The organism is Vibrio rumoiensis 1S-45 (genome assembly GCF_000286955.2).
Classification (GTDB): domain Bacteria; phylum Pseudomonadota; class Gammaproteobacteria; order Enterobacterales; family Vibrionaceae; genus Vibrio; species Vibrio rumoiensis_A.
The window spans coordinates 1-12,432 of record NZ_AJYK02000008.1 but is presented as its reverse complement, the minus strand read 5'-3'; the positions used below and the strand labels follow the sequence as shown (position 1 = coordinate 12,432).

The 12,432-nt window shown below is 43.7% G+C and carries 7 protein-coding genes and 1 pseudogene; all 8 read right to left on the bottom strand.

Going from position 1 to position 12,432, the window contains the following annotated elements:
- Positions 1 to 63: 63 nt before the first annotated feature.
- Positions 64 to 4,262, bottom strand: a pseudogene (gene rpoC / locus A1QC_RS01260) (DNA-directed RNA polymerase subunit beta').
- A 132-nt stretch (positions 4,263 to 4,394) separates the two neighbouring features.
- Positions 4,395 to 8,423: a DNA-directed RNA polymerase subunit beta gene (gene rpoB / locus A1QC_RS01255; protein WP_017026551.1), complete on the bottom strand. Its 4,029-nt coding sequence runs from the start codon at positions 8,421 to 8,423 to the stop codon at positions 4,395 to 4,397.
- A gap of 277 nt (positions 8,424 to 8,700) precedes the next feature.
- Positions 8,701 to 9,069, bottom strand: a complete 369-nt coding sequence (rplL, locus tag A1QC_RS01250) for a 50S ribosomal protein L7/L12 (RefSeq protein WP_017026550.1) — start codon at positions 9,067 to 9,069, stop codon at positions 8,701 to 8,703.
- A gap of 58 nt (positions 9,070 to 9,127) precedes the next feature.
- Positions 9,128 to 9,622: a 50S ribosomal protein L10 gene (rplJ, locus tag A1QC_RS01245; protein ID WP_017026549.1), complete on the bottom strand. Its 495-nt coding sequence runs from the start codon at positions 9,620 to 9,622 to the stop codon at positions 9,128 to 9,130.
- Positions 9,623 to 9,893: 271 nt separating this feature from the next.
- On the bottom strand, positions 9,894 to 10,598 hold the full coding sequence (gene rplA / locus A1QC_RS01240; protein WP_017026548.1) for a 50S ribosomal protein L1: 705 nt from the start codon (positions 10,596 to 10,598) through the stop codon (positions 9,894 to 9,896).
- Between the two features lie 4 nt (positions 10,599 to 10,602).
- Positions 10,603 to 11,031: a 50S ribosomal protein L11 gene (rplK, locus tag A1QC_RS01235; protein WP_017026547.1), complete on the bottom strand. Its 429-nt coding sequence runs from the start codon at positions 11,029 to 11,031 to the stop codon at positions 10,603 to 10,605.
- Between the two features lie 167 nt (positions 11,032 to 11,198).
- Positions 11,199 to 11,747, bottom strand: a complete 549-nt coding sequence (gene nusG, locus A1QC_RS01230) for a transcription termination/antitermination protein NusG (protein ID WP_017026546.1) — start codon at positions 11,745 to 11,747, stop codon at positions 11,199 to 11,201.
- Positions 11,748 to 11,759: 12 nt separating this feature from the next.
- The gene (gene secE, locus A1QC_RS01225; protein WP_017026545.1) at positions 11,760 to 12,137 is read right to left on the bottom strand and encodes a preprotein translocase subunit SecE; all 378 of its coding nucleotides are present in this window, start codon (positions 12,135 to 12,137) and stop codon (positions 11,760 to 11,762) included.
- Between the last annotated feature and the right edge of the window lie 295 nt (positions 12,138 to 12,432).

Genomic DNA, 12,432 nt, shown 5'->3' with positions numbered 1-12,432 from the left:
CAAAGACAAAAAAGGCACCCGAGGGTGCCTTTTTAAGCGTCTGAACTTACTTAACTTACTGTATTACTCTTCAGAGAAACCAGCGTTTAGTAGTGCAGCTAGATTGTCAGTTGCTTGCTCAGCAGAAGGACCTTGTTCTTGGTCTTCACGCTCTTTCTGACGCTCTTGATGGTAAGCATAACCAGTACCAGCTGGGATCAAACGACCCACAATTACGTTCTCTTTCAAGCCACGTAGTTCATCACGCTTACCAGAAACCGCAGCTTCAGTAAGTACGCGCGTCGTTTCTTGGAACGATGCTGCAGAGATGAACGACTCAGTTGCTAGAGACGCTTTAGTGATACCTAGTAAGTCACGCTCGAATTGCACAAGTGCTTTGCCTTCAGCTTCAAGCTGACGGTTAGCAATTTTAACTTGTGAAAACTCGACTTGCTCACCTTCTAAGAAGTCAGAATCACCTGAATGAGTGATTGTACACTTACGTAGCATTTGACGAACGATAGTCTCGATGTGCTTATCGTTAATCTTAACGCCTTGTAAGCGGTAAACTTCTTGTACTTCGTTAGCAATGTACTGAGTTACAGCGTGAATACCACGTAAACGTAGAATATCATGCGGCGTTTCAGGACCATCAGAAATGACGTCACCACGTTCTACTTTCTCACCTTCAAATACGTTCAGCTGACGATGTTTATGAATCATTTCTTCATAAACGTCACCGCCTTCGCGAGTGATCAATAGACGACGTTTACCTTTGGTTTCTTTACCAAACGACACAGTACCTGTGTGCTCAGCAAGAATCGCAGGCTCTTTTGGTTTACGCGCTTCAAACAAGTCAGCTACGCGAGGTAGACCACCGGTGATATCTTTGTTTCCACTCGATTTTTGAGGGATACGAGATAATGTGTCACCAATGCCCACTTCTGCGCCATCTTCAATGTTAACGATCGCTTTACCCGGTAAGAAGTAGTTCGCTGGCATATCAGTACCAGGGATCATCACATCGTTACCTTGAGCATCAACTAGCTTGATTGCTGGGCGCATATCTTTACCCGCTGATGGACGTTGTGCTGGGTCTACTACTTCACTCGAAGATAGGCCAGTTAGGTCATCAGTTTGGCGAGAGATAGTCACACCATCAATCATATCAACGAACTGGATACGACCTGCCACTTCAGTGATGATTGGCATGGTGTGCGCTTCCCAGTTAGCTACAACATCACCAGCAGTCACTGCTTCGTTGTCGCCTTTGCTTAGCAATGAACCATAAGGAAGTTTGTGCTTCTCTTTAGTACGGCCAAACTCATCAATGATGGTCATTTCAGAGGCACGTGAAGTGATAACCAGTTTCTTATCTTTGTTGATAACAAACTTAGCATTGTGAAGTTTCACAGTACCTGTGGTTTTCGCTTGAATGCTGTTTTCTGCTGCTGCCGTTGATGCCGCACCACCGATGTGGAACGTACGCATGGTTAGCTGTGTACCCGGCTCACCGATAGACTGAGCAGCAATAACACCCACTGCCTCACCTTGGTTAACCTTGTGACCACGAGCCAAGTCACGACCGTAACAGTTTGCACAACAACCAAAGTCAGCTTCACAAGTTACGACTGAACGTACTTTGATCTTATCAACCGAGTTGTCTTCAAGGATCTGACACCACTTCTCATCAATTAGAGTATTACGTGGGATCAATACTTGCTCAGTACCTGGCTTAACGATGTCTTCCGCTACCACACGACCAAGCGCAAGCTCAGATAGGGCAACTTTAACATCACCACCTTCGATATGAGGCATCATGTCAACGCCTTCGAAAGTGCCACAGTCATGCTCAGTAACCACAACGTCTTGAGCAACGTCTACTAGACGACGAGTCAGATAACCTGAGTTGCTGTCTTAAGTGCGGTATCGGCCAAACCTTTACGAGCACCGTGGGTTGAGATGAAGTACTGAAGTACGTTTAGACCTTCTTTAAAGTTTGCTGTGATCGGCGTTTCGATGATTGAACCATCTGGACGCGCCATCAGACCACGCATACCGGCTAACTGACGAATCTGCGCTGCAGAACCACGAGCACCGGAGTCAGCCATCATGTAGATGCTGTTAAACGATTCTTGTTGCTCTTCTTCGCCATCGCGGTTAACTACGGTTTCAAAAGAAAGGTTATCCATCATAGCTTTTGCTACGCGGTCGTTGGTAGACGCCCAAATATCGATAACTTTGTTGTAACGCTCACCCGCAGTAACAAGACCAGATTGGAATTGCTCTTGGATTTCACGTACTTCTTCTTCCGCTTCTGCGATTTCAGTGTATTTAGCCGCAGGTACAACCATATCGTCGATACCAACAGATACGCCTGAAAGTGCTGCGTATGCAAAACCTGTGTACATGATTTGGTCAGCAAAGATAACAGTATCTTTAAGACCCAATTTACGGTAACACTCATTCAACAAGGTAGAAATTTGCTTCTTACCTAGTTTCTGGTTCACGATCTCGAAAGGAAGGCCTTTCGGTACGATTTGCCAAAGCATTGCACGGCCAACTGTGGTGTCACGCATCGCAGTATTGGTTGTGCTGTTACCATCTTCATCAACGATAGTCTCAGTAATACGTACCTTAACGCGAGCGTGAAGCTCAGCAGTCTTAGTACGGTATGCCTTTTCAGCCTCTTCAGGGCCAGCAAGGTACATACCTTCACCTTTAACATTGATCTTGTCACGAGTCATGTAGTAAAGACCCAATACAACGTCCTGAGAAGGTACGATGATTGGATCACCAGATGCTGGTGAAAGGATGTTGTTGGTTGACATCATTAACGTACGTGCTTCAAGCTGCGCTTCCAATGTTAACGGTACGTGTACCGCCATTTGGTCACCATCGAAGTCGGCGTTGTATGCCGCACACACAAGTGGGTGAAGCTGAATCGCTTTACCTTCGATAAGTACAGGTTCGAATGCTTGAATACCAAGACGGTGAAGTGTTGGTGCACGGTTAAGTAGAACTGGGTGTTCACGAATAACTTCATCTAGGATATCCCAAACGATCGCTTCTTCGCGCTCTACCATTTTCTTAGCTGCTTTGATTGTCGTCGCCATGCCACGAGTTTCTAACTTGCTGTAGATAAATGGTTTAAATAGTTCTAGTGCCATCTTCTTAGGAAGACCACACTGGTGTAGACGAAGGTATGGACCTACTGTAATTACAGAACGGCCAGAGTAGTCTACACGTTTACCAAGTAAGTTCTGACGGAAACGACCTTGCTTACCTTTGATCATATCAGCCAAAGATTTAAGAGGGCGCTTGTTAGAACCTGTGATCGCACGACCGCGACGACCGTTATCTAGTAGCGCATCAACAGATTCTTGCAACATACGCTTTTCGTTACGTACGATGATATCTGGAGCAGCTAAGTCTAGAAGACGCTTCAAACGGTTATTACGGTTGATCACACGACGGTATAAGTCGTTCAGATCTGAAGTCGCAAAACGACCGCCATCTAGAGGTACTAGAGGACGTAGATCTGGCGGTAAAACTGGTAGTACAGTTAAGATCATCCACTCAGGGTTGTTACCTGATGCGATGAATGCTTCAACCAGTTTTAGACGCTTAGTTAATTTCTTACGCTTAGTTTCAGAGTTAGTCGTTTCTAACTCTTCACGCATTTGCTCAGCTTCTGCGTTCATGTCCATGGTGTGTAGCAGATCTTTGATCGCTTCAGCGCCCATTTTAGCAACGAACTCGTCGCCCCACTCTTCTAAGCGATCTAGATATTCTTCTTCCGTTAGCATTTGACCTTTTTCAAGATCAGTCATGCCTGGCTCTGTCACTACATACATTTCGAAGTAAAGAACACGTTCGATGTCACGTAGCGGAATATCCATTAATAGGCCGATACGAGATGGTAGTGATTTTAAGAACCAAATATGTGCCACTGGAGAAGCGAGTTCGATGTGGCCCATACGGTCACGACGAACTTTAGTTTGTGTAACTTCTACGCCACACTTCTCACAGATAACACCACGGTGTTTCAAGCGCTTGTATTTACCACAAAGACATTCGTAGTCTTTTACTGGACCAAAAATACGCGCACAGAACAAACCGTCACGTTCAGGCTTAAACGTACGATAGTTAATAGTTTCTGGCTTTTTAACTTCACCGAAAGACCATGAGCGAATCATGTCTGGAGAAGCTAGACCGATTTTGATTGCATCAAATTCTTCGGTCTTATGCTGTGCTTTTAGAAAGTTCAGTAAATCTTTCACAATCAGCTCCTGTAAGGAGTTAAGAGACGCTCAAGTTGAACGCCTCTTTTCTACCGGGTTAAATCCGAGAGTTCTTTGTTATCAATAGCAGCCGTTACTTTAATATTGCAACGGCACTTCTATAAATAATAATTACTCTTCGTCTTCTAGCTCGATGTTAATACCTAGCGAGCGAATCTCTTTCAACAATACGTTGAATGATTCTGGCATGCCAGGCTCCATGCTGTGATCACCATCTACGATGTTTTTATACATCTTAGTACGGCCGTTCACATCATCAGATTTAACAGTTAGCATTTCTTGAAGCGTGTAAGCAGCACCGTATGCTTCTAGTGCCCATACTTCCATCTCACCGAAACGCTGGCCACCGAACTGAGCTTTACCACCAAGTGGTTGCTGAGTTACTAGGCTGTACGAGCCAGTCGAACGTGCGTGCATCTTGTCATCAACCAAGTGGTTCAATTTCAGCATGTACATGTAACCAACAGTTACTGGTCGCTCAAATTTATCACCGGTACGTCCATCATACAGATCAAGTTGACCTGATACTGGAAGGTCTGCAAGAGCAAGCAATTCTTTAATTGCTGGTTCGTTTGCACCATCGAATACTGGCGTAGCAATCGGTAGACCGCCACGTAAGTTTCCGACCAGAGTACGCACTTCGTCATCAGATAATTCAGCAATATTTACTTCTTGGCGTGTATCACCTAAGTCATAAACTTTTTGCAAGAACTCACGGAATTTAGCCAGTTCTTGTTGCTCTTTAACCATCTGATTAATCTTGTCACCAATACCTTTGGCAGCAAGACCTAAGTGAACTTCTAAGATCTGACCGATGTTCATACGTGAAGGTACACCCAGTGGGTTTAACACGATGTCTACAGGTTGACCTTTGTTATCATATGGCATGTCTTCAACAGGGTTAATCTTAGAGATAACACCCTTGTTACCATGACGACCCGCCATCTTATCACCAGGTTGAATGCGACGTTTAACTGCAAGGTAAACCTTAACAATTTTCAGCACACCTGGAGCAAGATCATCACCTTGAGTGATCTTACGACGTTTAGTTTCAAACTTCTTATCAAAGTCAGCTTTGATCTCATCCCACTGTTCAGCAAGTTGCTCTAACTGAGATTGAAGAGTGTCATCTTCTAGTGTTTGTACTAACCACTGTTTGCGATCAATTGCATCTAGTCTTGCTTCAGAGAAGCCACCAGATAGAAGAAGTGAACGAACACGAGCCAATAGGCCGCCTTCTAAGATTTGGAACTCTTCAGTCAAATCTTTCTTCGCTTCTTTCAACTGCATTTGTTCAATTTCAAGCGCACGCTTATCTTTTTCTACGCCATCGCGAGTAAAGACTTGAACATCAATGATCGTACCTGAAACAGAGTTAGGTACACGCAGTGACGTATCTTTCACATCCGATGCTTTTTCGCCGAAGATAGCACGTAATAGTTTCTCTTCAGGAGTCAGTTGAGTTTCACCTTTAGGGGTTACTTTACCAACTAGGATGTCACCACCCTTCACTTCAGCACCAATGTAAACGATACCTGACTCGTCTAGTTTAGACAGAGCAGACTCACCTACGTTTGGAATATCAGCTGTAATTTCTTCGCTACCAAGCTTGGTATCACGAGCCACACAAGAAAGCTCTTGAATGTGAATCGTAGTGAAACGGTCTTCTTGAACAACACGCTCAGAAACCAAGATGGAATCTTCGAAGTTGTAACCATTCCAAGGCATGAATGCGATACGCATATTTTGGCCAAGCGCTAGCTCACCAAGGTCTGTTGAAGGACCATCGGCAATAACATCACCACGTGCACAGCGTTCGCCAGGCAGTACGGTTGGGCGTTGGTTAATACATGTGTTTTGGTTAGAACGGGTATACTTAGTTAAGTTGTAGATGTCGATACCGGCTTCGCCAGGTACTAACTCATCTTCATTTACTTTAACTACGATACGAGACGCATCTACAGATTGAACTGTACCACCACGTTTCGCGACCGCTGTAACACCTGAATCCACCGCCACATTACGCTCAATACCTGTACCAACTAACGGCTTATCAGCACGTAATGTAGGAACAGCTTGACGTTGCATGTTTGCACCCATCAATGCACGGTTCGCATCATCGTGTTCTAGGAACGGAATAAGCGAGGCTGCGATAGATACAACTTGGTTTGTTGCCACGTCCATGTAGTTAACATGATCGCGCGGGTGAAGACCTGATTCGCCTTTTTGACGAGCAGTGATTAGCTCATCAGCAAAACGACTATCATCAGTCAAGTGTGCGTTCGCCTGAGCGATAACAAACTGGCCTTCTTCAATCGCTGATAGGTAATCCACCTCTTCAGTCACAATCCCATCAACAACACGACGGTACGGCGTTTCTAGGAAACCGTATTCATTACAACGTGCAAACGCTGACAATGAGTTGATTAGACCGATGTTTGGACCTTCTGGTGTTTCAATCGGACATAAACGACCGTAGTGAGTTACGTGAACGTCACGTACTTCAAAGCCGGCACGCTCACGCGTCAAACCACCAGGACCTAATGCAGAAATACGACGCTTATGCGTTACTTCTGACAACGGGTTGTTCTGATCCATAAATTGAGAAAGCTGTGATGAGCCGAAGAACTCTTTCACTGCTGCCGAAATAGGCTTAGCATTGATAAGATCTTGAGGCATAATTGCGTCTAAGTCACCAAGACTTAAACGCTCTTTCACTGCACGTTCAACACGAACTAGACCAACACGGAATTGGTTTTCAGCCATTTCACCAACAGAACGGATACGACGGTTACCAAGGTGATCGATATCATCGACCTCGCCTTGACCGTTACGGATACCGATCAGTTTCTTCATTACAGCAATGATATCGGTTTCGTCTAAAATGCCTTGTTCTTGAGCATCTTCACGTTCGATAGAGCTGTTGAACTTCATACGACCTACTGTTGATAGGTCATAACGTTCTTCAGCAAAGAATAAGCTGTTGAATAAAGATTCTGCAGCATCTTTGGTTGGTGGCTCGCCAGGGCGCATCATACGATAGATTTCTACTAGTGCAGAAATGCGATCGGTAGTGCTGTCAACACGTAATGTGTCAGACATGAATGGGCCATGGTCTAAGTCATTAGTAAACAATACTTCAAGTTGCTTATAGCCTGCTTGAGATAAGTTTGCTAACGCTTCTAAAGAAATTTCTTGGTTTGCTGCAACGATAATTTCGCCAGTCGCTTCATCGATATAATCTTTTGAAGCTACTTTACCTACGATGTATTCAACAGGAACTTCAATGAATTCCACGCCATCTTTTTCTAGGTTACGAATATGACGAGCAGTCACGCGACGACCAGCTTCTACGTAAACCGTACCATTTGCTTCAATATCAAACGATGCTGTTTCACCACGTAGACGATCAGGTACCAACTCCATTAATAGAGTTTGGTCTTTCACTTCAAAGCGTACTTTTTCAAAGAAGATATCTAAAATTTCTTCAGTGGTTTTATTTAAAGCACGTAAAATGATAGATGCAGGTAGCTTACGACGGCGGTCGATACGTACGTACAAGTTATCCTTTGGATCGAACTCAAAGTCTAGCCATGAGCCACGGTAAGGAATAACACGTGCGTTATAAAGAACTTTACCAGATGAATGGGTTTTACCCTTATCACTGTCGAAGAACACGCCTGGGCTTCGGTGCAACTGGGATACGATAACCCTCTCGGTACCATTTATTACGAAGGTACCATTGTCTGTCATAAGCGGAATTTCGCCCATGTAGACTTCTTGCTCTTTAATGTCTTTTACGGTACCTGCTGGTGCGTCTTTATCAAAAACGACTAAGCGCAGTTTAACGCGTAGCGGCTTCGAATAAGTGACACCACGAATTTGACATTCTTTAACATCAAATACTGGCTCACCAAGACGGTAGCTAACGTATTGCAGCTCAGAATTGCCGTTATAGCTCTGAATTGGAAAGACAGAACGGAAGGCAGCTTCAAGACCATATTGGCCTTCAGGATCCTGTTCAATGAACTTGTCGAATGAATCGAGCTGGATCGATAGCAAATATGGAACGTCCAAAACTTGTGGACGCTTACCAAAATCCTTACGGATGCGCTTTTTCTCGGTATAAGAGTAAACCATGGGGTTCCTCAGCTAGCTGATAAGTGACCCAAACTGTCCAAGACACGTTGAAACCAACAACATTGGTAACACGGGGACAGTGACTAACAACACTGTTTTTGGTAGTAACATCCTAACCTCATCTGAAAAATTATTTCAGCAGAACCTTAGGAGTGCTTTTTGCTTGAATATAGACGCCTAAACAGCGGGAAAATTAGCCTATACCCTACAGCGCAAAAAGGCTGGTGGTTAAAAAACCACCAGCCATTAGCCTTGCGGCTAAGAAATTAAATATAAATTATTTAATTTCAACAGAAGCACCAGCTTCTTCTAGTTGTGCTTTAAGAGCTTCAGCTTCTTCTTTAGAAACGCCTTCTTTAAGCGGAGCTGGAGCGCCGTCAACTAGACCTTTAGCTTCTTTAAGACCTAGGCCAGTTGCGCCACGTACTGCTTTGATTACAGAAACCTTGTTTCCGCCAACAGCAGTTAGGACTACGTCAAATTCAGTTTGCTCTTCTGCAGCATCACCTGCAGCAGCGCCGCCAGCAACAACAGCTGCAGCAGCAGAAACGCCGAATTTTTCTTCCATAGCTTCGATAAGCTCAACAACTTGCATTACAGACATTTCTGCAACTGCGTCTAGGATTTGCTCGTTAGTAATAGACATAACAATTCTCTTTTAAAGTTAACAATAAGTTTATATGGTAATCAAAATAAAAGTGGGCTTATGCCGCAGCTTCTTGTTTTTGATCACGAACAGCAGCGATAGTACGTACCAACTTGCCAGCAGAAGCTTCTTTCATGCACATCATTAGGCGTGCGATAGCTTCGTCGTAAGTAGGTAGTGTCGCTAGTACATCAGCGTCAGTAATAGCGCCTTCAAATGCAGCAGCTTTGATCTCGAATTTTTTGTTCTCTTTTGCGAAGTCTTTAAATAGACGCGCAGCAGCACCTGGGTGCTCGTTAGAGAAACCGATCAAAGTAGGACCAACGAATACGTCTGTTAGACATTCGTAGTCTGTACCAACTACAGCACGACGAGCTAGTGTGTTACGAACAACTTTCAAGTAAACACCCGCTTCACGAGCTTGTTTACGTAGAGAAGTCATCGCGCCAACAGCAACGCCACGAGAGTCAGCAACAACTGCAGAAAGTGCACCACTGGCTGCTTCGTTAACTTCAGCAACAATTGCTTGTTTGTCTTGAAGATTTAAAGCCATTTGGATTTACTCCTGGTTGTAGTTACACCATTCACTAAGTATTTAATGAATGTTCATACGGTGCATTCCCAAATGAATATTTCAATGAAATACGACCATCCGTTCGGGCACCATCTACGTAGGTATGATTAAGTTTTATCCATAAAAATGCATAAAACGCCTACGGTCTTGGATGGAAGCATCATTTGCTCTGTCTTACGACAAATTAAGCAACACTCCAACCACAATTAGGCGCAAAATTATACACAAATTTCACGCCTAAGCAAATTAATTAGCTAGCTTTAGTATCTAAGCTTGCTTGATCAACAGTAACACCAGCACCCATTGTAGTAGAGATGCTTACTTTCTTCAGGAAAGTACCTTTCGCTGAAGAAGGTTTTGCTTTCTTAAGAGCAACTAGAAGAGATTCTAAGTTCTCTTGAAGTTGGTTTGCTTCAAAAGAGGCTTTACCAATAGTAGTGTGGATAATACCGTTTTTGTCGTTACGGTAACGAACCTGACCAGCTTTAGCATTTTTAACTGCTTCAGCAACGTTAGGAGTTACAGTACCAACTTTAGGGTTTGGCATTAGGCCGCGTGGACCTAAGATCGTACCTAGTTGACCAACAACGCGCATTGCATCAGGAGAAGCAACAACAACGTCAAAGTTCATTTCGCCTTTCTTAACTAGCTCAGCAAGATCTTCCATACCAACGATATCTGCGCCAGCTGCTTTAGCGGCTTCAGCGTTTGCACCTTGGGTGAACACTGCAACGCGGATGTCACGGCCTGTACCATGTGGAAGTACAGTTGCGCCACGAACGTTTTGGTCAGATTTACGAGCATCGATGCCAAGATTAACAGCAACGTCAACGCTTTCTACGAATTTTGCAGTTGCTAATTCTTTAAGAAGAGCAATCGCTTCGTTGATTTCGTATTCTTTAGTTGCTTCCACTTTAGAGCGGATAGTTTTCATACGCTTAGTAAGTTTTGCCATGATCTTATCCCTCTACCACTAGGCCCATTGAACGAGCAGTACCCGCGATAGAACGCTTCATCGCTTCGATGTCTGCGCCAGTCATATCTGCAGCTTTAGTTTCAGCAATCTCTTGTAACTGAGCGTCAGTAACAGTACCAACTTTCTCAGTGTTTGGACGGCCAGAACCAGACTTAACGCCAGCAGCTTTCTTAAGAAGAACAGCAGCAGGTGGAGTCTTAGTTACAAATGTGAAAGAACGGTCGTTGTATACAGAGATAACAACTGGGATTGGAAGACCTTTCTCAACAGATTCTGTTTTTGCGTTGAACGCTTTACAGAATTCCATGATGTTTACACCGTGTTGACCTAGTGCAGGACCAACTGGTGGACTTGGGTTTGCCATACCAGCTGCAACTTGCAGTTTGATATAAGCTTCTACTTTCTTAGCCATTATATTTCCTAATATTGGGTACGAACGCTAATTAATTAATCAGCTCCCCGTTTGCTTTACATGAATACCTGTAAAAAGGCGCGAAATTATAGACAAATATCACACCTTAAACAAGTCTTTCGCTCGATTTTTAAGCAAAAAACTTATTTAAAAAGAAACTCTCGTTTTTAATCTGATTTCTCAACTTGACTAAACTCAAGCTCAACAGGTGTTGCACGACCAAAGATCGATACAGACACTTTTATGCGGCTTTTTTCGTAATCAACTTGCTCAACAGTACCGTTGAAATCAGCAAATGGACCTTCTGTAACACGAACCACTTCACCAGCTTCAAATAGAGTCTTAGGTCTTGGAGCTTCACTCGCTTGCTCTAGACGGTTTAAGATAGCATCAGCTTCTTTATCCGTAATTGGAGCAGGACGATCAGAGGTGCCACCAATAAAGCCCATAACACGCGGAATACTGCGTACTAAGTGCCATGATTCGTCATTCATCACCATTTGAACTAATACATAGCCAGGGAAGAATTTACGTTCACTCTTACGACGCTGACCTGCGCGCATTTCAACCACTTCTTCGGTAGGGACTAATACATCGCCAAAGAATTCTTCCATAGCGTGCATTTTAATATGCTCACGAAGAGATTGTGATACACGACCTTCAAAGCCCGAAAAGGCTTGAACAACGTACCAGCGTTTTTTTGGTGCTTCACTCATCTTTAAAACCCCTTACACCCCAGTTGCTAGAGCAATCAGACGAACCATAATGCCGTCAATGCCCCATAACAATAGAGCCATTACAATACTTACAGCTAATACGATAAATGTAGTTTGCATTGTTTCTTGGCGTGTAGGCCAAATCACTTTGCGAACTTCAAGCTTTGCTTCTTGAGCAAAGACTATCGTAGCTTTACCTTTCGTTGTTAATGCAGCGACACCGAGTGCAGCAGCAATTAAGATAACAACGGCTGCCGCACGAATCGCAACAGACATATCACCATACAGGTAATTTCCCACGACAGCTGCCGCTAACAGTGCAAAAGTGATGAACCACTTAAAAGCATCTGCCGCTTTTGAGCTCTCATGAGTTTCAGCTTTGGCTTTCATATACAAACCTGTGAAAAGTTTTACTTTAAACGACAATAACCCCGCTACTGCAGGGCTAACTCATTAGTCTCATGACGGGTCATGAACTAAATAAATTAGATAAATATCTAATACAATTCTTCACTGAATAGCACAAAAATTAGCAAAAAAATGACTCAATTTTGTTCAGCGTAGAAAAAGGGCATCAAATGATGCCCTTTTTAGTAGTCGTTAGTCAAATACAATTCGTATTTAAACTTAAAGTTTGACTGATTAAGCGATAACTTTCGCTACAACACCAGCACCAACTGTACGG

Coding starts and splice junctions, on each gene's coding strand:
- rplL (WP_017026550.1), bottom strand. CDS start 9,069: ATGTCTATTACTAACGAGCAAATCCTAGACGCAGTTGCAGAAATGTCT.
- secE (WP_017026545.1), bottom strand. CDS start 12,137: ATGAAAGCCAAAGCTGAAACTCATGAGAGCTCAAAAGCGGCAGATGCT.
- nusG (WP_017026546.1), bottom strand. CDS start 11,747: ATGAGTGAAGCACCAAAAAAACGCTGGTACGTTGTTCAAGCCTTTTCG.
- rplA (WP_017026548.1), bottom strand. CDS start 10,598: ATGGCAAAACTTACTAAGCGTATGAAAACTATCCGCTCTAAAGTGGAA.
- rpoB (WP_017026551.1), bottom strand. CDS start 8,423: ATGGTTTACTCTTATACCGAGAAAAAGCGCATCCGTAAGGATTTTGGT.
- rplK (WP_017026547.1), bottom strand. CDS start 11,031: ATGGCTAAGAAAGTAGAAGCTTATATCAAACTGCAAGTTGCAGCTGGT.
- rplJ (WP_017026549.1), bottom strand. CDS start 9,622: ATGGCTTTAAATCTTCAAGACAAACAAGCAATTGTTGCTGAAGTTAAC.